Here is a 20,241-nt window from a genome sequence, read left to right as displayed (position 1 = left end):
GTCACTGCGCTGCCCCGGCCACCATCACGCCTCAGCCGACGACGCTGGCCTCGGCTTGCCTGACCAGCAGCGGGTCGAGGAATTCCGCTATCGCGTCGTGGATCTCCGCGGCCCGCGGAACTGCCCCCGACACGGACAACGTGGTGTGGAACAGGCGTGGGAGGCGTCGGCATTGCGTTGGCACGCCGGCGGCCTGCAACGCCGCCGCGTAGTCCTCGGCTTCGTCCCGAGTCGGGTCGATCTCCATGGTCACGATCAGTGTCGGCGGCAACCCCGACAGGTCCTCGGCCCGGATCGGCGCCGCCCACGGCGACGTGGCGTTCGCGGGGTCACCCAGGTACATGGTCCACATGCGTTCGCCGACCTCGGCCGAGATCATCGGTCCGTTCGCGAACTGCTTGCGAGAGTCGTTGTCGGCCAACGGGTCTACGGGTGGCGTCACCAGAATCTGCGCCCGCAGCGTGGGGCCGCCCTCGTCTCTGGCTCGTAGAGCGGTCACTGCGGCGAGGTTCGCTCCGGCGCTTTCGCCGCCGATCGCAATACGGTCGGGGTCTCCGCCGAACTCGCTTGCATGCTCGCCCGCCCACCGCAGCGCGGCGAGGACGTCATTGGGCGCTGCGGGGAAGGGATGTTCGGGTGCCAGCCGATAGTCCGGTGACACCACGACCGCGCCGACCCGTTGAGCCAGGACCGCGCAGGGCTCGTCGAATGCGTTGAGGCTTCCGCCGACCCAACCACCGCCGTGAACGAACACGATGACCGGAAGCGGGCCCGTGTCACCTTCGGGCCGATACAGCCGCACCGGGCGCTGTCCCTCCTCGGTGGGATAGGACACTTCGGTAACGGAGATGCCGGTCGGCAGCGGAAGCTGCAAGGCCTTGAAGGCTTCCAGGCTGAAGCGAACTTCCTCCAGGGAACACTGCTCGAGGGGTTTCATGCCCATGTTCATCATGCCCGCGAGCAGGAAGACTTCGCTCCCGTCAAGATTGACCAGTGGCGAAACCGGCCTTTCCTGACCGTCGAAGGCGAATCCGCTGAAGTCGTGCGCCGCCACCTCGGCGACGACCGCGCGAAACATCGGTGCGCCCGTGAACAGTGACAACGGGATCCGCGGCTTGCCCGGGATGTTGTCGCCCATGTACCACGTGGTTGCGGTGGGAACCAGTGTCGCATCGGCGACTTCACAGACCAGCTCGTTGTACCGGGTCTCGGCCTCAGCGGTCGCTTCCGCTGTTCGGTACCCGCGCTCCTCCATCGTCGTGATCAGGTCTGCGATGAAGTCGACGCTCTCTTCGATGGCAATGGGATTGTTGAACAAGGCAGCGGCACCTTGCGGACCGTTGATGTGAAAGAGGTTTGGAAACCCGTGGGTGGCCGTGCCGATATAGGCCCGTTGGCCGTGCGCCCAGTGATCGGTCAAACTCTTGCCTTCGCGGCCGATGACGCCCATCCGCTTCAGGGCTCCCGCGCCCACATCGAATCCGGTGGCCAAGATGATGACATCGAATTCGTACTCCTGCTCGGTGGTGGCGATACCTTTCTCCGTGATGCGGACGATTGGTGTCGTGCGCGCATCGACAAGGCGTACGTGGGGCTCGTTGAACACCTCGAAGTACTTGGTTTCGAACGTCGCCCGCTTGACTCCGTACGGGTGATCGGTCGGGCACAGCAGTTCGGCGACCTCGGGGTCGGTCACACGCTCACGGATGCGGCTTCGGATGTAGTCGGCCACCGTGCGGTTCGCTTCGGGATTGCTGATCAGGTCGTAGTAGGTGGAGGCAAGCATGCGGAAACCGCCGCCGTTGTAGAACTCGTCGTAGACCGCGCGTTGTTGTTCTGGTGTGTGGGCCGCCGCCGGAAGCACCGCGCGCGGATAGGCCGCGCCCGCGATGCTGTTGAGTGCCTCCTGACGAATCCGTGGGTAGTCGGCCACCGTGGCGTTGAATTCGTCATCGGACAACGGCCTGTTTCCCAGGGGACAGGCGAAGTTCGGGGTCCGCTGGAAGACGGTCAGTTGGCCGACCTCACTGGCGATGGTCTGGATGACCTGGATGCCCGTAGACCCCGTGCCTATCACGGCGACGCGTTTGCCAGCCAGCTCGATGCCCTGTTGGGGCCAGCTGCTGGTGTGCACCACAGTGCCGCCGAAGTCGCTCTGTCCGGGGAAGTCGTTGGGCTTCGTCACCCCGAATGCACCCGCTCCGCTGAGAAAGAACCGTGCGGTCGTGACGGCCCCGTCGTCGGTGCCGACGCGCCACCGCGCGGCGTCCTCGTCCCACACCACCGACGTAACCCGGGTGTTGAAGCGGTAACTGCGTCGGAGGTCGAATCGGTCGGCGACGTGCTCGAGGTATCGCTTGATCTCGGGCTGAGCGGCGAAACGCTCCGTCCAGCGCCACTCGCGCTGCAGATCCTCGTCGAACGAGTACGAGTAGAAGATGCTCTCGAAATCGCAGCGCGCACCGGGGTAGGTGTTCCAGTGCCACACCCCGCCGGCGCCGGGCGCGGCTTCAAAGGCTTGCACAGAGAGGTTCAACCCGTTACGGAGTCGGTGGGTCGCATAGAGACCCGAGAATCCAGCTCCAACGATTACGACGTCAACGTCCTTGGTGTCCATGTCTTCATCGTGAAGAACAGTGATCCGTCACACATCCGGCGTACTACCCGTACCCATACCCGCGCCCATACCTGATCTGCGCACCAGCTCTGGGGGTGCTATGTGGTGGCACTCGGATTGAGTGCGCGCCGAATTCCGCGCGCGGCGGCCAACAGGAGGGGGACGTGTGCGTTGAGTCGATCGTCATTGGGACCGATGATCGATAGGGCGGCTATGGCCTTACCCAAGCTGTCGAAGACGGGGACAGCCAGTCCTGCTGCGTCATCATGGATATGGCCGGGAAGTAGGGCGTATCCGCGGCGGCGGACGAGGTCGAGTGCGTCACGCAGCTTTGCGGGGTCGGTGATGGTGTGTGCGGTGTAGGCCTTCATCGGTTGTCGCAGAATGCGCTCCCGCTGATCTTGGGGGCCAAATGCGAGCAGCACATGGCCCGAAGACGAGGCGTGTAACGGCAGCCGGCCGGCTATGCGTGAGTAATTGATGACGGCGTTTTTCGCCGACAATCGTTCAACGAAGAGAACGTCGTCGCCATCAGGAACCCCTAACTGCACGTGGTGGTCTACGACGGCGTGGATGTCGGACAGATACGGCATCGCAGCTTGATGCAGCGACAGGGTTGGCGAGGCGCGTGAAGCTAGTTCCCACAACCGAACGCCGACTCTCACTTCGCGGTTTTCGCCTCGCTCCAACAGTCCGTGCGCGACCAGCTCGGCCACGATCCTCGACGCCGTCGCGACATGGAGCTGACTGCGTCGGGCGATGGTCGAGACAGACAGTGCCGGCTGGTCGGGTTCAAACGCTGAGAGCACGCGGATCGCCCGGGCGAGTGTCGATTCCCCCGTGTAGGTCCGTGGCATGTTGAGGTTCACCCCAGCTTCAGCGACTGAATCTTCTCATTCATTGATACACCAGTCGGTGGCGGCAGGGGGTGCGGATCACACTCATTCGCGAGTGTGAAGGAGCCGCAATGATGCCGATTGTCGATCGAACGCCAGTAGCTCAGCGCCGAAATGCCAGTGTGACAGCCGTCGTCGTCACCGAAAAGCGAGTCGTGGCCGAAGGGGTGGTGTCCCTGGAGTTGTCGGCAGCCCATGGCGGCCGGCTGCCTGATTGGGCGCCCGGTGCCCACATCGACGTCATCCTTCCCAACGGGGTGACCCGTCAGTACTCGCTATGTGGTGATCGTTGGACTCCTGATCGCTATCAGGTGGGTGTGCTCAGAGAGCCTGCCAGCCGCGGGGGTTCGGCATACGTGCACGATGTCCTCGCCGTCGGCGATCAGATCGAGATCGGCGGGCCGCGCAACAATTTCGCCCTCGTGCCATCGCCGACGTATCTGTTCGTGGCCGGCGGGATCGGCATCACTCCTTTGCTCCCGATGATCAGGCAGGCCGACATGCTCGGGACCAACTGGCGCCTGCTTTACGGTGGCCGGCGACGCGCATCCATGGCATTTGTGGACGAACTATCCGCGTACGGCGATCGGGTGACTGTCGCTCCCCAAGACGAGGCGGGGCTACTGGATCTGCCGGCCTTCCTGGGAGATCCGCGCGCCGACACCAAAGTGTATGCCTGCGGCCCGGTTCCACTCTTGGACGCCATCGAGCGCGCGATGGTTGGCTGGCCGAAATACGCGCTGCGCAGCGAGCGATTTGTCGGCCACACCAATCTCAGCGCCGCGTCGCTGACCACGTTTGAGGTCACCTTGGCGCGCACCGGAGTGACCGTCACGGTCGGGCCCGACGATTCTGTGCTCGACGTCGTGCGGGCCGCCGGCGCCGACGTGCTGTCCTCCTGTCAGCAGGGCACCTGCGGTACCTGCGAAGTGACAGTTCTGCGCGGCACACCTGATCACCGCGACGCCGTCCTCGATGACCACGAACGCCAGGCCGGTGACTGCATGTTCCCGTGCGTTTCGCGTGCCCACAGCGACAACCTGGTCCTGGATCTGTGACCCTTTCTGATTCTCCAAGGAGGACAACGATGCCCGCGCTGCTGCCACCCATCGCTCTACCCAACAACGATGCCGACCCGTTCAGCGACGAACTGCTTGAAAACCCTCTGCCCCTTCATGAGGCCCTCCGTGAAGCGGGCCCAATAAGCTACTTGAGCCTCTACGGCGTCTATGCGCTGGCCCGCTACGAACACGTGCGAGCGGCGTTGAGTAACTGGCAAGACTTTCAGTCATCGGCCGGTGTCGGATTGTCGAACTTCCGGCGCGAACAGCCGTGGCGCCCACCGAGTTTACTTCTAGAGGCCGATCCTCCCCGCCACGATGCACCACGGCGGGTGTTGAGCAAGATTCTTGGGCCTCGCGCCCTGCGCAAACTGCGCGAAGACTGGATCGCCGACGCGACGGCGCTCGTCGACGCCGTACTGGCCAACGGCCCAGAGTTCGACGCCGTCACCGCGTTGGCGCAGGCGTTCCCGCTGCGCGTGTTCCCGGACGCCATTGGCATCGGTCAGGAAGGCCGGGAGAACCTCCTGCCCTACGGTGACCACTTGTTCAATGCGTTCGGCCCAGCCAACAGCCTTGTCGCCAATGGCGCGGTGCGCGCACCCGAACTCAGTTCGTGGACCAACGCGCAATGTCAGCGGGAAGCACTCGCGGACAGGGGCTTTGGCGCCGACATCTGGGCTGCGGCCGATCGGGGCGAGATCACCTACGAACAGGCGCCCGTGGTCGTACGGTCGCTGCTGTCGGCTGGCGTCGACACCACGGTGCACGGCCTGTCGGCGACCTTGTTTGCCATGGCCACCAATCCCCGGCAGTGGCAACGACTCCGAGAGCAGCCCGCCTCAATTAGGACCGCGTTCGACGAAGCCGTGCGATGGGAGTCGCCCGTGCAAACGTTCTTCCGCACTGCCACCCGCGACGTCCATCTTGGCGATGCCGTGATTCCCGAAGGCGAGAAGATCCTGATGTTCCTCGGCGCCGCCAACCGCGACCCCAGACGCTGGGATGAGCCTGACCAGTTCGACCTATCTCGCGACCCCTCCGGGCATGTCGGATTCGGCATGGGAATCCATCAATGCGTGGGGCAGCACGTAGCGCGTTTGGAAGCAGAGGCATTACTGTCGGCGCTGGCACGCCGCGTCGAACGTATCGAGCTGGCAGGCCCGGCCGTCCGCCACCACAACAACACGCTGCGCGCCTGGCAGAGCATCCCCGTCGAGGTGACGCTGGTTTGAGCAACCGGGGCGAGGGTGCGGACAGGCGCCGCCACCCGCATGCGCCCGATTCCGGGCCTTTCGTTGAGTGAAAGCCGAAGGTGGGTGAATGGTCGTCTGGTGCCGTTCACTGGCGGCATGCGCACTCAAGTCGCCATCATCGGCGCCGGCCCGGCCGGCATGTTGTTGTCCCACCTGCTCGCCGCCGACGGTGTCGACTCTGTCATCGTCGAAGCCCGCACCGAGCAGTACGTACTCTCACGGATCCGCGCGGGCATCCTGGAGCACTCCTCGGTCGAGTTGCTGCGCTCGGCCGGCCTCGGTGACCGGCTGTCGCACAAGGGAATCGAGCACCGCGGAATCTACCTGCAGACACCGGGCGAACGTCACCACCTCGACTTCGTCGACCTGGTCGGACGCAGCGTGTGGGTGTACGGACAGACCGAGGTGCAAAAGGATCTCGTCGCCGCACGCCGTGCAGCCGATCAGCAGATCATCTACCAAGCCGCAGACGCAGCGGTACACGACATCACCACGGACCGGCCCTACGTCACCTTCACCGTCGACGGAAAGGCGCAACGCCTCGACGCCGAGGTGATCGCCGGCTGCGACGGTTCATTCGGACCCAGCCGCGCGGCGGTACCCCAGACCGTCAAGCAAGTGTGGGAGAAGATCTACCCATACTCGTGGTTGGGCGTGCTCGCCGACGTCGCGCCCTCCACCGACGAACTCATCTACGCCTGGCATCCCGACGGGTTCGCCATGCACTCGATGCGCTCCCAGACCGTCAGTCGGCTCTACCTGCAAGTGCCCAATGACACCGACGTGAAATCCTGGTCCCACGAACGGATCTGGGAAGCACTGTCCACTCGGCTCGGGGCGAGCATCGACGGCTGGTCGTTGCAGGCCGGCCCCATCACCGAATCGAGCGTGCTCCCGATGCGCAGCTACGTGCAGACTCCGATGCGCCACGGAAAGCTCTTCTTGGCCGGCGACGCCGCCCACATCGTCCCACCGACCGGCGCCAAAGGCCTCAACCTGGCCATCGCCGACGTGTCGGTCCTCGCCCCGGCGCTGACGGCGCTGATCAAGAAAAACGACCCCACCCTCGCCGACGACTATTCGCACACCGCGCTGCAGCGGGTCTGGCGCTGTACGCACTTCTCCTGGTGGATGACCAGCATGCTGCACATCAGCGGCGACCCGTTCGATGCACAGCTCCAGCAGTCACAGCTTCGATGGGTATCCAGCAGCCGCGCCGCAGCGACGGGGTTGGCCGAGAACTACGCCGGCCTACCCCTGCACATCGGCTGACACCACAAAGAGCCATCGCGTGCACGTCTCGCGATGGCGATCTGTCGACCGCGCGATCCAATCCTCGAGATGCGGCGCTTCCCGCCCGACACTGGTGGACTGCCCATGCCGGGTGAACACCGTGGCGCGTTCGACGCTCAGTCCGGCTTTCTCCGCGATCTGGGTCGGCCACGCTCACAGGACGCGGCCGACATGCATGATGCCGAAGGCCGCCTCGACATCGGTGAGACTGATTAGTTCGGAAACGGAGCGCTGCAAGGGAAGTCGACCTGGCGGTAGAGAAGACTCAGGTAGTCGGCCGGTACTTACAATTCGGAAGGGCCGCATTGTTTCTGCGGAAAATGCCTCCAGCCGAGTAGGAGGGGCACATTCCACCGGACGACGGGCGACGCCGGCACAACGGCCTGAGCCCAACTGATCCGGCTTCCAACTTCGCCGGGGCGGTCCAAGCAGTGACTTCACGAGTCCGGTGCACCCTGATCATGCGTCGCTGCACGGCCGCTGTGCCGTCTACCGGCACGCCTAATTCGGCCGCTGCTGCCAGTGATTCCACTGCAGGAAGTGTTCGACAGGGGCGCGGTTGACTGGGCCGAATCGACCGAGGGGGTAACCAATTGGCACGAAGGCGAATGTACGGACATTGCGTGGTAAGTCGAGTATGTCTTTGAGTTCGCGCTCAAACAGCAAATGCGTGGTGGTCAAGCTGGCACCCAGGCCGGACTGACGGGCGGCCAGGAGCAAATTTTGAACCGCCGGGTAGACGCTGGCAGCGATGGATAGGCGTGCGAACTTGCCGAAGTTCGCCCCGCCGGTCACGGCTCGGCGGATACCTAGCCCTCCAAAAGCACGTGCTACCGACCCAGTATTGGCGAGCCAACGGTGCATCATTGACGACACATCACAGCACACCACGATCAGCGCGGGCACGTCTTCGAAGTGGTCGGCAAGATACTCCCCCGCCGCCATCGTGCGCTGAAACTGCTTCGGTGACATCGTCGGTGGACACGCGTCGGCCTGTGCGGTCAGGTAGAAGCGTTGAGCTCGCCTCCACAGCGGCGCAATTCGTGCGATTTGGGTTCGGTCGTCAACCACGATGTAGCGAGCAGTCTGCGAGTTGCCGCCGCTGGGCGCCCACGACGCAGCCTGGATCAGCCGTTCGATCAGCTCGCGCGGCACCGGCTCCGGTTTGAGTCGGCGCATCGCGCGCATCGTGCTCATGACGTCATACAGATCGGTGGTCGCCGCCCGCGTCGCTTCTTCCTCTGGGTCCCGCGGGATAGCTGCGGCGTGCTCAACGGGCAACGCAGTGATGGGCTGATCCATTTATTGGTTTCTCCTCGTCTTGGTCGGTGGTGTTTTAGGAGGGCTCAGAAATTGGCCGCTTGAGGTATCTGATTGACACGGGGCCGGTCCCGGCGCCGGCGGTCGCAGCGGGCTTCGGCAGAAGGTCATCAGACGACCTGATTCGATGCGTTCGGGAGGAGTCGGCGTCAGGACTCCTTCCGCAGACAGGGTTCGGCGGTGACGTTGTCCGCTGATGGGTATGCGGCCTGCGAAGGAGGGGCCCTCACTCGTCGTGCCTACAAGGTCGCGCACTGCGTCACTGAGCAACACATCTCACAGCATCCGCCGCAGTGGCGCAGACCACATCGGGTGAGCTACCCGTCCCCATACCTGTAGGCATACCTGTCTTCGCCCTGAGCCCTGTTGCATTCGGGAACCGGTTTCTGGCGTTGAGGCGGCGGCCGGGTGAGGCTGCGCTGATCGTCAGTGTTGATCTGCTCAGCAATTTTGTGTCGCTGATACAGGTTGTGGAGATCGCCTCGATCACTTAGTCGGTTCTGCTGCAACGGCTTCCACTGGCATTTCGTGAAGAGCGACCTGAAATAGCCGCACTGTCACCTCAACGCTGTCCCCGACGCCGCCGCCTCGAAGTTCGCACCGCCACGATGTCGGTGTTGCCGCGACCAATTCCGAGAGGCGCATCGAGATCAGGTCGGGATGGCGCGTCGCCGTGCCTCGATTTGCCGAACCAGGGAGCGGATGGTGTTGTCGCGGTTCAGGACGGCATCGGTGAGTGGGTTCAGGACGCCGCGCAAGGCTGAGTAAGCAGCCCATGGACGTGGGGCGAAGATACGCGGTGAGCGTTTCCGCAGACCGGTGACGAGGCCGGCTGCGACGACTTCGGGTTCGGAGAAGTGGCCTAGGGGTCCGCGGAAGGCGTGCTTGAACAGTTGGTCGACCAGTTCGTCGCTGTTGGTGGAATCGGTGATTGGGGTTTTGGTCCACGATGGGTAAAGAACGCTGGCGGACGCGCCGTAGGGAGCGAGTTCGGCGCGTAGGCTGCGCGCGAGCATCTCGACCCCGGCTTTGGAGGCGCCGTAGGCCGAGTTGAGGACCGCGTTGATGAATGAATAACCCGACCCTGTGACGATGACTTGGCCCTGGTTTTCGGTGATCTGCGGGAGTGCCGGCTTAATGGTGCGGATGACGCCGAGCAGGTCTACTTCGATGACCTTCTCGTAGGTGGTCAGGTCGGCGGTGGCGAGCGTGACGGGGGGATTGTTGGCGATGCCGGCGTTGGCCCACACGACATCGAGATGGCCGAATTCTGCGACGGCTTTGTTGACGGCGGCGCTCATCTGATCGACGGCGGTGACGTCGGCGGAGATGGGCAGTGAACTTCCGGCAGGCAGCTGTGCGGCGAGCGCGGTGACGGCATCGTCGGACAGGTCGACCAGGACCACTTTGGCGCCCTGCGCTGTCAGTGCCCGTGCGCCCGCGGTGCCGATGCCGCCGGTGGCGCCGGTGATGAGGATGACTTTGCCTTTGAGGGCGTAGGTGGACATCGAATTTCCTTGATCAGTAGCGAATTTGGCGAGTCAGACGGCACGTAGGGAAGTCGGCGCCGGCGCTGACTGCAGAAATCGGAAGGGGTATTTGTTGCCAGAGCACTTCGCGCATTCAGTTCCGGTTTGGTTCCGGAATCGGCTGTCTTCCCGCAGAGCCGGTCAATACCAAGGTGGGCTCGTGTCGGCTGCTGGCTTGGCTGTCATGCCAGCCGCTGGGGGATGCGATATCGATCGCACGTTGGATGGCCCTGTCCCGGAAGCCGATTCGCTCGACCAGGGCGCGGAAGAGGCCGGGCGCCTTCGCGGTCAATGTGAGGGTTTTCGGGATGATGATCTGGTCGGCTCGGCGCTCGATGCCGTTGACGATGCCGGCGGTTACCGTGTGCATCGGAACCATCTTCCACAGGCCTTTATCGTTGCCGCTCCAGAGAGCTCGTCCGGCGGGATCGGCGACCACGTCGTCCATCATGGGGGTACGGACGAAGGTCGGGTGCGCACTGCCGACACCGACACCGAGAGCACGGAGTTCGAGTCGGATGCTGTCGCACATGGCCCAGACGCCGGCCTTGCTGGCTGTGTAGGACGCTTGCAAGGGCGAGTGTACGAAGGCAGCCATCGAGGAAATCGCGAGGAGATATCCGCGATGGGGTTGCACGTGAGGCAGGGCCGCCCGGAAAGTGCGCCAGACTCCGGCAAGGTTGATGTCGATGACTTGTTCAAATGCCGCGGGGTCGAGGGTGGCCATCGGCGCCATCGTGTCGATGCCCGCGTTGGCGATCACGATGTCGAGACGTCCGAAATGCTCGGCGGCACCCATCATCGCTATTTCCAGGCTGCCGAGGTCACGTACGTCGGCCCAGAATCCTCGTGCGACGGTGCCACCGCCGAGTTGTTCGGCTTGGGCCTTCACGGCCTCGAGGTTGAGGTCGAGCAATGCCAGGTTGGCGCCACGTGCGCGCAGCGCATCGGCAAGGGCTGAGCCGAGGCCACCGGTGGAGCCGGTGATCACGACGGTGCGTCCGGTGAGGTTGTAGCGGGACACGGTGTTCTCCTGATATGCCGTGACTACGCGCCGACGGGTACGCGGTCGCGCAAGAAAGCGATCTGGTCCGCAACCACGCGCTCGAATGCCTCGCCGGTGTATATGTCGAAGTGGCCCTCGGGATATACCCGCACCACTCCCCGCGGTGCGGTGCGGGCGTGGCGCAGAGTCGCTTTGGCAGGGGCAACGCTGTCGGTCTCGCAAACACAGAACAGGATCGGGCAGCGCACCTGCGCGGCGAACCGGCCTGGACGACGCAATGGGATTCGCAACCCCACCCGTGCTGCAACCTCGTTGCGGTGGGGTGCCCCGTCGGGGACGAGGCCGAGATATCCGGGGACCGCGTCGGCGGCGGTCATCAGTGCCGCGGATTTCGGCGGGCCGGCCAAGGGCAACATGATCGGTGGCCGTGCGAGCAGGCCGGCGACGGTGTCGGCGACCGCGCGGGCGGTGACCTTGACCGACGTCCAGGGGTTCATCGCGAGCAGAGAGGCGATACCGTCGGTGAACGGACACTGCGCGATGACAGCGGCAATGTGCGGCTCGCGAGTCGCCGTGACGATCACATGCCCGCCGCCGAAAGAAGTGCCCCACAGCACAATCCGGCTCGAGTCCACATCTGTGCGGCGACGGACATATGCGATGGCGGACGACCAGTCAGCAAGCTGTCGATTTATGTCGAGCAGTTGACGGGGCTGGCCGTCGCTGGCGCCGAAATGACGGTAGTCGAACACCAGGCAGGCGTAGCCGGCGGCAGTGAATCGCTCCGCGTACGCATCCAGCCGCATCTCTCGGATGCCGCCCAGTCCGTGGGCCATCACGATCACCGGCGGCTGCGCGGCGTCGGGGAGATACAGCCACGCGCGGCAGGTCGCATCACCGGCCTGAAATTCGACGTCGAGGCGGCTGGTCATCGGTAGCTCCTCTTGGCGCGCGTCGCGCTGTAGTGGGTCGGCAGACATTGGGCAACTCCTTGTGGATCGAGAACCGATGTGGGCTTGGCCTCCAAAACTGCTACCAGTGATGTTCGTCGCTCAAGCGCGAACCGCAAAGAGGCGGTTGCACACGAAATCACCCTATGGATGGGCGCTGGCCCAACGCAGCTCTAGTCTGAGTGGCATGAGGTGGCAGAGACCTTCGCCGCGCGTCTGCGAGTTGATGCAGACCGGCGTGGAGATCCTCGCTGCACCCGGCGAGGTTCTTGAGTCTCTTCTCGCCGAGATCGATGAAGCCACGCTCGCTGACCAGGATCCGGGTTTGACGCTGGACCCGGCGCTGGTTGCGGCGTTGCGCCGCAGCAACAAGGCCAACCTGCTGTTTTGGATCGAAGCCGTGCGCCGTGATCCCGCCACACCGGTGGCGCCCAACCGGGGACCTGAGCCGACGATCATCGCCCGTGACCTCATCCGCCGTGGCCTCGACGACAGCGTGCTGCAAGCGTGGCGTGCAGGGCAGAACGTGGCGTGGCGACGCTGGATGAGCATCGCCCTCGGATTGACCAGCGATCCCGATGAGCTCGCCGAACTGCTGGACTTCAGCGCCCGCTCCATCTTTGAATTCGTCGATGCGACAATAGCTCTGGTCTCGGCGCAGATGCGTGACGAACGTGAGCAACTCACCAAGGGCACGCAAGCAGAACGACTCGAAACCGTCACACTCCTGATCGATGGCGCACCTCTTCGGCGCGCCCTCGCCGAATCCCGCTTGGGTTACGGTCTCGATCGATCGCATCTGGCGGCGATCGTGTGGAGTAACCAGGTGGAGCCTGATGCAGCCACTTTGGGCCAGGCCGCCGAAGCGCTCGCGGCGGCCGTCGGAGCGCGCCGGCACCTCACCGTCACCGCCAGCGTCGGCGCGCTGTGGGTGTGGGTTCCAGCTGATCACCTTCCCGACGCCCAACTGCTCGAATCGGTACTCGGCCAGACTGACGTCTTCGTAGCGATGGGGTCACCCGCCTCGGGCATTGATGGATTTCGTCGCAGTCACCTCGAGGCCCTGGCCACTCAACGGCTCCTCGTCCGCGCAGGCCACCTGCGCTGCGCCTGCTGGGATTCTCTACAGCTGGTCGCGCTGGTCGGTCACGACGACGGGCTTGCTCGCGAGTTTGTGAGGCGTACGCTGGGCGACCTGGCTCACGCTGATGCGGAGCTGCGCCGAACTCTGGCGGTATATTTACGCGAACAATCGAACGCTCCTCGGGCCGCGAAAGTTCTCTTTGCACATCGTAATACGGTGTTGGCGCGCGTTGCTCGCGCCGAACGTCTGCTCCCAAAACCCCTCAGCATTCAAAGTCTTGAAGTCGCAGTCGCGCTCGAACTTGCCCCGTGGATCGACCTGAGGGGCAGCTGACGGGTTATGCTGATGACGCCGGTCAACCAAACGTCGGTCTGGCAGTTCCAGGCGTTGCTCCGCACAGGCTTCGCGAAATCCCCTGTGCTGCAACGTGCAATGCCGATACCAAGCGCAGCTTGTCACGTTTGAGGGTGGGGACCACCAGGCCCAGTGCTGCCACCACGGTTTCCTCACGGAAGACCGGCACCGCCACCGAACACGCGCCCAGCGTCATCTCCTCTACCGTCGTGGCGTAGCCATCGCGGTGCACCCTTGCCAGTTGGGCTTTCAGGACGCCTGCGTGGACGACGGTGTGCGCTGTCACCCGCTGTAAGTGCGACAACACCTCGGCTTGGACACTCGCCGGTGCGTACGCAAGTAGCACCTTGCCAACACCCGTGGCGTGCAACGGAAGTCGTGAGCCGATCTTGGACACCACGGGGACCGAGGCGTGGCCGGCGAGCCGGTCCAGGTACAAGGCCTGTGTGCCCTCGCGGACGGCGAGGTGGACCGTGGACAGCGTCGCCCCGTACAGGTCGTGCAGGAACGGTGAGGCGATCTCGCGCAGACCGGTCTGCGTCGGCGCCAGTAAACCCACGTCCCACAGGCGGCGTCCGATCACGTATTCGCCGGTCGCCGTGCGGGTCAACGCGCCCCACTCCTGGAGTTCGTTGACCAACCGATATGCCGTCGGTACGGGGAGGTCGGCGCGGCGGGCCATCTCGGTCAACGTGAGCCGCCGGTGCGTGGTGTCGAACGCCCCGAGCAGCGACAACGTTCGGGACGCCACGGATTGACCAGCCTGCGAAATGTTGCCGGCCATGCGTCACCTCCATCCGGACGCCCAGTGCTTTCACTGAATGAAAGCACAGGCTCGGGGTCACGCACCACTGTGGCTAGCGTCAGCGGGTATGACCGCCCTGGCGGATACCACAACGCTGGCATCCCAACACGACATCTCCGCCGAGATCGCTGCGATCGGCGGCGCACGCCACGCGGGTGTGCAGCCGCGGCTCGACTATGCGCCTTATCGCAGCAGCATCCTGCGCCACCCGAACAACCCGATGCTGCTGGCCGATCCGCACGACCTCGAACTGTCCGCGCCGTGCTTCGGCGCGCGCGACGTCGCCCCCCTGGACGCCGACCTCACCGTCGGACACACGGGCGAACCGATCGGGGAACGCATCGCCATCGCAGGACGCGTCACCGACACACGGGGACGCCCGATCCCCGGGCAGCTCGTCGAGATCTGGCAAGCCAACGCCGCCGGCCGCTACATTCACCAACGCGACCAGCACCCTGCACCGCTGGATCCCAACTTCACCGGTGCTGGACGGTGCATCACCGATGCCGACGGTCGCTACCGGTTTCTGACCGTCAAACCCGGGCCCTATCCGTGGCGCAATCACCTCAACGCCTGGCGCCCGGCACACGTGCACTTCTCGCTGTTCGGCACACAGTTCACGCAGCGACTCGTGACGCAGATGTACTTTCCCGGCGACCCGCTGTTCGCCCTCGACCCCATCTACCAGTCGATCACCGATCCGGCGGCACGCGAGCGTCTCGTGGCCACCTACGACCACGACCTCACCCAGCCCGAATACGCCACCGGCTACCGGTTCGACATCGTGCTCGACGGCGCCCGACGCACCCCGATCGATAAGGACGCCGATGCCTGAGCTGCACCCGACCCCTGGTCAGACCGTGGGCCCGTTCTTCCACTATGGACTGTGCTACCCCGGCGACAATGAACTAGCCGTGACCGGCCATCGCAACGCGATCAGGTTGCACGGCAACGTCTTTGACGGTGCGGGAGCCCCGGTGCCCGATGCGCTCATCGAGGTATGGCAGGCCGATGACACCGGCGCGATCGTCTCCGAGGCGGGATCGCTGCACCGCGACGGATGGGCTTTCACAGGCTGGGGCCGCGCAGCCACCGACACAGCCGGCCATTACAGCCTGAGCACCATCACCCCCGGCAGCACCGGTCCCGGTCAGGCACCCTTTTTCGCCACCACCGTATTCGCCCGCGGCCTGCTCGACGCGCTGTTCACCCGCGCCTATCTGCCGCACGCAAACCTCGCAGGTGACCCCCTGCTCGCCCGCCTCGACGACGACCGCCGTAGCACACTGATCTGCCAATCCGATTCCACCGGTTACCGATTCGACATCCGTCTGCAAGGCGCAGAAGAAACGGTCTTCCTGACCTATCCGAGGTCGTGACCGTGACCAACCTACTGTGGCCCGGAGATCAGCGAGGCGGTCGACTGCTCACCGACAGCGCGGTGCTGCACGCCATGGTGGACGTCGAGTCCGCATGGCTGTCGGGCCTCGCCGCCAACGCCCTGATCCCCTCGAATGCCGCCGACTGTGATCTGCACACCCTCATCGACGACACCGACCTCGCGGCGCTCGTCGAGGCCGCCGACGACGGCGCGAACCCTGTCATCCCCCTGGTCGTGCTGCTACGTCAACGGGCCCCCGAGCCGACGCGGCGATGGATCCACCGCGGATTGACCAGTCAAGACGTGCTCGACACCGCACTGATGGTGACGATGCGCGAGGCCCTGCGCCGGGTGCGCGGCGAGTTGGCCACCCAGTTGCGCCACCTTGGCAACCTCGCGCGCACACATCGCGCCACCGCGATGGTGGGTCGCACCCTGACGCAACCGGCGATCCCGACAACCTTCGGTGTCAAGGCCGCTGCCTGGCTCAACGGTGTCTGCGACGCGGCCGACGTGGTCACACAGGTACGCACCCCCGTCCAGGTCGGCGGAGCTGCCGGCACCTTGGCCGCATCGGTGGAGATGGCGACCCTGATGCTTGGTGCTGCGGACGCGACCGACGTCGCGATCCGGCTGGCTGATTTCACCGCCGACACACTGGGTTTGGACCGCCGTTTGCCCTGGCACACCGTTCGCGCACCGGTCACCTCGATCGGCGACGCGTTCGTCGGCTGCACCGACGCGTGGGGACGCATCGCCGCCGACGTGGTGACACTCGGCCGACCCGAGATCGGGGAACTGGCCGAGCCCGCCGAGCCGGGCCGCGGCGGATCGTCGACGATGCCCAACAAAACCAACCCCGTGCTGTCGGTGTTGCTTCGCCGCACCGCAATCACCGCACCACCGTTGGCGGCCACTCTGCACACCGCCGCTGGATTGCACAACGACGAACGCGCCGACGGCGCCTGGCACGCCGAATGGGACACCCTGCGAATTCTGGGTCGGCGGACCGTAGTCGCGGCATCGCACACCAGCGACCTCCTCGCGGGCCTAAGTGTCGACACCCATCGCATGGCGGCCAATCTCGCCGCAACAGACGTATCCGGAGAACAACGAGCCATCGCATCACTACTGGAAAAACCAGCAACGACAACCTACCTCGGTATCGGCGACCAGATCATCGACGCCGCCCTCGCGCGGGCCGAGTTCTACCTCACCGCCACAGAGTTACTGGCCAGCACGCAACGGAGTCCGCTATGACCGACCCAGCCGACCGATACGACGCCGGCATGGTCGTGCGACGCGCTGTACTCGGCGACGACCACGTCGACCGCGCCATCGCGCACACCACCGACTTCACCGCGGATTTCCAAACGCTCATCACCGAATACGCCTGGGGATCAATCTGGACGCGGCCCGGACTAGACCGCCGCGCCCGCTCACTGATCACACTCACCGCGCTCATCGCACGCGGACACCACGAAGAACTGGCCATGCACCTCCGCGCCGCACGCACCAACGGGCTCACCGACGATGAAATCAAGGAAGTGCTGTTGCAGACCGCGATCTACTGCGGCGTGCCAGACGCCAACACAGCATTCCGCATCGCACAAGAAACCCTCTTCAGCGGGGATAACACACCGTGACCGACGCCTACCCGGAGCCCTCGATCCCGCACGCACCGGTGGGTCCATAGAACGGCGCGGTGGCCGCCGTACGACCGTCCATCGTGCTGCTGTCTTTCGGTACAAATCGGGACGTTGGCGTCCCACGAGATTCATTTGCATTCCCTCCTCACATAATCGATGAGCTCATCAATAGTTGTAGTTATCGATGATTATCGAATGCCCCGCGAGGCGTGGGATGGCCTCTGGGTATGATCGCGCAGTCTTCGCGTAGACAGTGACGATCCGCCGCGCGATCACTCCTCTGTGGGCGAGTAGGCACAAACAAAGACTTCCGTTCAGAGCCGCAGCTCGTGGGCTTCCGTCTCCTGGTCTTCCCTTGAAAGGTCCCTCAGCACGCGGCGAAGGATCTTGCCCGCGGGCGATTTCGGAATGCGTTCGATGAACTCCACCCGTCGAATCTTCTTGTAGGGTGCGACGCGCTCAGCCACCCACGCGATGATTGCGTCTGCGTCCGACGGACCGGGGTAGGCGGCACAATGCACCACATAGGCGATCGGCAACTCACCTACAACGAGGTCCGGCAATCCGATTACCGCTGCATCCGCGATCTGCGGGTGCTGCAACAGCAGAGCCTCGAGTTCTGCGGGCGCGACTTGATAGCCCTTGTATTTGATCAACTCCTTCAGACGGTCGACGACGTAGAAGCAACCGTCGCGATGCTCGACGACGTCGCCGGTCCGCAGCCATCCATCAACGAGCGTGGCCTTCGTTTCCTCGGGAAGTCCCAGATAGCCCTGCATGATCTGGGGTCCTCGAACCCACAGCTCGCCAGCGCTTCCATCGCCGACGTCCTCGCCGGTAGCCGGGTCAACGATCCGGGCCGTGGTACCCGACAGGAGGTGACCGATACTCCCCGCCGGTATTGCGACGAACTCATCCGACGGTGCGCCGTGGGTCCCCGGACTGGCCTCAGTCATGCCGTATCCCTGGCGGATACGAATGCCGGTTCGTTCCTCGACGCGCGCAGCGAGTTCCTCATCCAGCGGGGCTGCCCCGGATATCGCCCTCGTCATCGACGTCAGATCGTACTGGTCCACTTCAGCAGCCGTCGCCAAGGCCAGGACGAGTGGCGGTGCCAGGTGTCCGAGCGTAACACGGTAGTTCTGCACTATTTCCAGGTAGCTACGAAGATCGAAGCGCGGCATGGTGATCACCGTGCCGCCCGCAAGAATCGCCGAGTTCAGTATCACCGTGAACCCGTAGATGTGATACAGCGGCATCGCTGCGCATACGACTGCTTCGGCATCCAGCGACCAGCAATCACGAAGCTGTATCAGATTCGCGACGAGGTTGCCGTGACTTAGCATCACCCCCTTACTGGTTCCACTTGTCCCGCTCGAGAAAGGCAGTGCCGCAATATCATTCGTCGACGCAGGCTGGTAGGAAACCGCGGGTGCCGACGAGAGAAGAGCGCGGAAGGAGCGTGTGACGGCAGAGTCGTCGAACGAGTAGCAGGTCTCAACTTGTGTACCCGCAACCGCTTGGGCAAGCCAGTCGCCCCCGGTCGCCGCTACGACGGCTTTGGCGCGGGCCGTCGTCAGCTGCTTGCTGATCTCTGAACCGTTCAGCAGCGGATTGACAGGGCTGACGACAGCCCCGGCCCGCAGGATCGCGTAGACGGCCACCGCGTACATCGGCTGGTTGTGGCTGATCAGGGCGACTACGTCACCCGGACGAACTCCGTCGCTCACGAGCCCGCCGGCCACACGTGCGGACATCTCGTCCAGTTCGCTGTAGGTCAACGTGAGGCCGGTGACGGCATCTATCAACGCGGGCTTCGACGGGCGCGAATCCACATCGGCCAGTACGAAGTCCGCGAGATTGATTGTGGGCAAGTCGATCTCGCGGATCGAGGCGGAAAAGATCATTGACATCCTTCTTAGCTGGCCATGCCTGACTGGTATGCCTAGGGGCGGTAGTTGGACGCCTGCATTTCGGGGCACAACGGTCGCCGAGTCTCGTGCCGCCACTGATGGCAAAGTCTGTCTCGACCAGCTGGCGTCATGTAACCGGGGTCAAGGAATTCGACAAAACAGTAGCGGCCAGACGGTCCCGGGCTTCGTCATACTGGGCTTTGAGTTGGGTGACGAGTTGTGCAACCGTCAGCGATTCTCTTATCGCGCCGATTCCCTGGCCGGACCCCCAGACGTCTTTCCATGCTTTGGCTTTCATGTTGCCGCCGCTGCCAAAGTTCATTGCCGAGGGATCTGACTCAGGCAGGTCGTCGGGGTCCAGTCCGGCAGCGGCGATGCTGCCGCGCAGGTAATTGCCGTGCACTCCGGTGAACAAATTGGAGTAGACGATGTCTTTGGCCGTCGAGTCGACGATCATCTGCTTGTAGGCGGGCGCGGCGTTGGCCTCGACAGTCGAGAGAAATGCGGAGCCGATGTAGGCAAAGTCGGCACCGGCGGCCAGTGCGGCAAGAATCGAGCGGCCGTGGGCGATAGCGCCTGACAGCAGTAGCGGGCCGTCGAACCACTCCCGAATCTCACGGATGAGCGCAAGCGGGGATTGCGTTCCGGCGTGCCCACCCGCGCCGGCGGCCACTGCAATGATTCCGTCGGCGCCTTTGTCGATTGCCTTGCGGGCGAACTCGTTGCTGATGACGTCATGCAGCACAATCCCACCGTATGAGTGGACCGCGTCGTTGATCTCCGGGCGCGCGCCCAGTGAGGTGATGACGATCGGCACGCGGTGTTCGACGATGACGTTCATGTCGTGGTCGAGCCGGTCGTTGGAGCGGTGCACGATTTGATTAACTGCATATGGGGCGACGGGCATCTCGGGATGCGTTCGCGCGTAGGCACCGTTCTCGTCGGCGATGCGGTCCAGCCAGTCGGCCAACAGTGATGAAGGGCGTGCATTGAGCGCCGGAAATGATCCCACGACACCTGCTTGGCATTGCGCGATCACGAGCTCGGGCACCGAGGAGATGAACAACGGCGCGGCCACCACGGGCAGGGCGAGCGGTCGCGACAGAACATCAGGTAAAGCCATGCGT

18 protein-coding genes are annotated in these 20,241 nt (G+C 64.2%); 9 read left to right on the top strand and 9 right to left on the bottom strand.

What is annotated here, in order from left to right; all coding sequences use genetic code 11:
• Positions 1-31: 31 nt before the first annotated feature.
• Both BST13_RS02295 and BST13_RS02290 read right to left on the bottom strand, forming a co-directional pair.
• Positions 32-2,617 (bottom strand): flavin-containing monooxygenase, encoded by a 2,586-nt coding sequence (locus tag BST13_RS02295; protein ID WP_083160228.1) that lies wholly within the window; start codon positions 2,615-2,617, stop codon positions 32-34.
• A gap of 98 nt (positions 2,618-2,715) precedes the next feature.
• A complete protein-coding gene (locus BST13_RS02290) occupies positions 2,716-3,474 on the bottom strand; it encodes an IclR family transcriptional regulator (RefSeq protein ID WP_083160735.1) in 759 nt (252 codons plus the stop codon).
• A 113-nt stretch (positions 3,475-3,587) separates the two neighbouring features.
• On the opposite strand from BST13_RS02290, the gene BST13_RS02285 reads away from it, so the two are divergent.
• From BST13_RS02285 to BST13_RS40370, 4 genes are all read left to right on the top strand, one after another.
• A complete protein-coding gene (locus BST13_RS02285; RefSeq protein WP_083160733.1) occupies positions 3,588-4,571 on the top strand; it encodes a PDR/VanB family oxidoreductase in 984 nt (327 codons plus the stop codon).
• Positions 4,572-4,600: 29 nt separating this feature from the next.
• Positions 4,601-5,809: a cytochrome P450 gene (locus tag BST13_RS02280; RefSeq protein ID WP_083160226.1), complete on the top strand. Its 1,209-nt coding sequence runs from the start codon at positions 4,601-4,603 to the stop codon at positions 5,807-5,809.
• 117 nt (positions 5,810-5,926) lie between these two features.
• A complete protein-coding gene (locus BST13_RS02275; protein WP_083160731.1) occupies positions 5,927-7,102 on the top strand; it encodes a 4-hydroxybenzoate 3-monooxygenase in 1,176 nt (391 codons plus the stop codon).
• Between the two features lie 69 nt (positions 7,103-7,171).
• Complete coding sequence (locus tag BST13_RS40370) at positions 7,172-7,339, top strand: hypothetical protein (RefSeq protein WP_158087091.1); 168 nt, start codon at positions 7,172-7,174, stop codon at positions 7,337-7,339.
• 285 nt (positions 7,340-7,624) lie between these two features.
• Here BST13_RS40370 and BST13_RS02265 read toward each other — a convergent pair whose 3' ends face one another.
• From BST13_RS02265 to BST13_RS02250, 4 genes are all read right to left on the bottom strand, one after another.
• Entirely contained in the window at positions 7,625-8,425 is an 801-nt protein-coding gene (locus BST13_RS02265; protein WP_083160222.1) for a nitroreductase family protein, read from the bottom strand.
• 668 nt (positions 8,426-9,093) lie between these two features.
• Positions 9,094-9,951, bottom strand: coding sequence for an SDR family NAD(P)-dependent oxidoreductase (locus tag BST13_RS02260; protein ID WP_083160220.1), 858 nt, complete (start codon positions 9,949-9,951; stop codon positions 9,094-9,096).
• A gap of 115 nt (positions 9,952-10,066) precedes the next feature.
• Complete coding sequence (locus BST13_RS02255; RefSeq protein ID WP_083160218.1) at positions 10,067-10,996, bottom strand: SDR family NAD(P)-dependent oxidoreductase; 930 nt, start codon at positions 10,994-10,996, stop codon at positions 10,067-10,069.
• 23 nt (positions 10,997-11,019) lie between these two features.
• Entirely contained in the window at positions 11,020-11,910 is an 891-nt protein-coding gene (locus BST13_RS02250) for an alpha/beta hydrolase (protein WP_083160729.1), read from the bottom strand.
• A 205-nt stretch (positions 11,911-12,115) separates the two neighbouring features.
• Between BST13_RS02250 and BST13_RS02245 the strand changes: the two genes are divergently transcribed.
• Positions 12,116-13,345, top strand: a complete 1,230-nt coding sequence (locus BST13_RS02245; protein ID WP_083160216.1) for a PucR family transcriptional regulator — start codon at positions 12,116-12,118, stop codon at positions 13,343-13,345.
• A gap of 22 nt (positions 13,346-13,367) precedes the next feature.
• On the opposite strand, the gene BST13_RS02240 is transcribed toward BST13_RS02245, so the two are convergent.
• Complete coding sequence (locus tag BST13_RS02240) at positions 13,368-14,150, bottom strand: IclR family transcriptional regulator (RefSeq protein WP_083160214.1); 783 nt, start codon at positions 14,148-14,150, stop codon at positions 13,368-13,370.
• Positions 14,151-14,238: 88 nt separating this feature from the next.
• Between BST13_RS02240 and pcaH the strand changes: the two genes are divergently transcribed.
• Genes pcaH through pcaC form a run of 4 tightly spaced genes read left to right on the top strand, consistent with a single transcriptional unit; the run spans position 14,239 to position 17,198 of the window.
• Positions 14,239-15,006 (top strand): protocatechuate 3,4-dioxygenase subunit beta, encoded by a 768-nt coding sequence (pcaH, locus tag BST13_RS02235; RefSeq protein ID WP_083160212.1) that lies wholly within the window; start codon positions 14,239-14,241, stop codon positions 15,004-15,006.
• Positions 14,999-15,550: a protocatechuate 3,4-dioxygenase subunit alpha gene (gene pcaG, locus BST13_RS02230; RefSeq protein WP_083160210.1), complete on the top strand. Its 552-nt coding sequence runs from the start codon at positions 14,999-15,001 to the stop codon at positions 15,548-15,550. The genes pcaH and pcaG overlap by 8 nt, the downstream gene beginning before the upstream one ends.
• 2 nt (positions 15,551-15,552) lie before the next feature.
• On the top strand, positions 15,553-16,812 hold the full coding sequence (locus tag BST13_RS02225) for a lyase family protein (RefSeq protein WP_083160727.1): 1,260 nt from the start codon (positions 15,553-15,555) through the stop codon (positions 16,810-16,812).
• A complete protein-coding gene (gene pcaC / locus BST13_RS02220; protein ID WP_083160208.1) occupies positions 16,809-17,198 on the top strand; it encodes a 4-carboxymuconolactone decarboxylase in 390 nt (129 codons plus the stop codon). Before BST13_RS02225 ends, pcaC begins: the two co-directional genes overlap by 4 nt.
• 317 nt (positions 17,199-17,515) lie before the next feature.
• Here pcaC and BST13_RS02215 read toward each other — a convergent pair whose 3' ends face one another.
• Positions 17,516-19,108 (bottom strand): AMP-binding protein, encoded by a 1,593-nt coding sequence (locus BST13_RS02215; RefSeq protein WP_083160206.1) that lies wholly within the window; start codon positions 19,106-19,108, stop codon positions 17,516-17,518.
• A 133-nt stretch (positions 19,109-19,241) separates the two neighbouring features.
• Complete coding sequence (locus BST13_RS02210) at positions 19,242-20,237, bottom strand: NAD(P)H-dependent flavin oxidoreductase (protein ID WP_083160204.1); 996 nt, start codon at positions 20,235-20,237, stop codon at positions 19,242-19,244.
• Positions 20,238-20,241 lie beyond the last annotated feature (4 nt).

The organism is Mycobacterium aquaticum (assembly GCF_002086485.1).
Lineage (GTDB): Bacteria > Actinomycetota > Actinomycetes > Mycobacteriales > Mycobacteriaceae > Mycobacterium > Mycobacterium aquaticum.
Note: the sequence above shows the minus strand (reverse complement) of the source record. Positions and strands in the feature narration are given on the sequence as shown.

Bases quoted from the DNA above. Each gene is read 5' to 3' on its own strand.
- BST13_RS02295 (WP_083160228.1), bottom strand. From the start codon at position 2,617: ATGGACACCAAGGACGTTGACGTCGTAATCGTTGGAGCTGGATTCTCG.
- BST13_RS02290 (WP_083160735.1), bottom strand. From the start codon at position 3,474: ATGCCACGGACCTACACGGGGGAATCGACACTCGCCCGGGCGATCCGC.
- BST13_RS02285 (WP_083160733.1), top strand. From the start codon at position 3,588: ATGCCGATTGTCGATCGAACGCCAGTAGCTCAGCGCCGAAATGCCAGT.
- BST13_RS02280 (WP_083160226.1), top strand. From the start codon at position 4,601: ATGCCCGCGCTGCTGCCACCCATCGCTCTACCCAACAACGATGCCGAC.
- BST13_RS02275 (WP_083160731.1), top strand. From the start codon at position 5,927: ATGCGCACTCAAGTCGCCATCATCGGCGCCGGCCCGGCCGGCATGTTG.
- BST13_RS40370 (WP_158087091.1), top strand. From the start codon at position 7,172: ATGCGGCGCTTCCCGCCCGACACTGGTGGACTGCCCATGCCGGGTGAA.
- BST13_RS02265 (WP_083160222.1), bottom strand. From the start codon at position 8,425: ATGGATCAGCCCATCACTGCGTTGCCCGTTGAGCACGCCGCAGCTATC.
- BST13_RS02260 (WP_083160220.1), bottom strand. From the start codon at position 9,951: ATGTCCACCTACGCCCTCAAAGGCAAAGTCATCCTCATCACCGGCGCC.
- BST13_RS02250 (WP_083160729.1), bottom strand. From the start codon at position 11,910: ATGACCAGCCGCCTCGACGTCGAATTTCAGGCCGGTGATGCGACCTGC.
- BST13_RS02245 (WP_083160216.1), top strand. From the start codon at position 12,116: ATGAGGTGGCAGAGACCTTCGCCGCGCGTCTGCGAGTTGATGCAGACC.
- BST13_RS02240 (WP_083160214.1), bottom strand. From the start codon at position 14,150: ATGGCCGGCAACATTTCGCAGGCTGGTCAATCCGTGGCGTCCCGAACG.
- pcaH (WP_083160212.1), top strand. From the start codon at position 14,239: ATGACCGCCCTGGCGGATACCACAACGCTGGCATCCCAACACGACATC.
- pcaG (WP_083160210.1), top strand. From the start codon at position 14,999: ATGCCTGAGCTGCACCCGACCCCTGGTCAGACCGTGGGCCCGTTCTTC.
- pcaC (WP_083160208.1), top strand. From the start codon at position 16,809: ATGACCGACCCAGCCGACCGATACGACGCCGGCATGGTCGTGCGACGC.
- BST13_RS02215 (WP_083160206.1), bottom strand. From the start codon at position 19,108: ATGATCTTTTCCGCCTCGATCCGCGAGATCGACTTGCCCACAATCAAT.
- BST13_RS02210 (WP_083160204.1), bottom strand. From the start codon at position 20,237: ATGGCTTTACCTGATGTTCTGTCGCGACCGCTCGCCCTGCCCGTGGTG.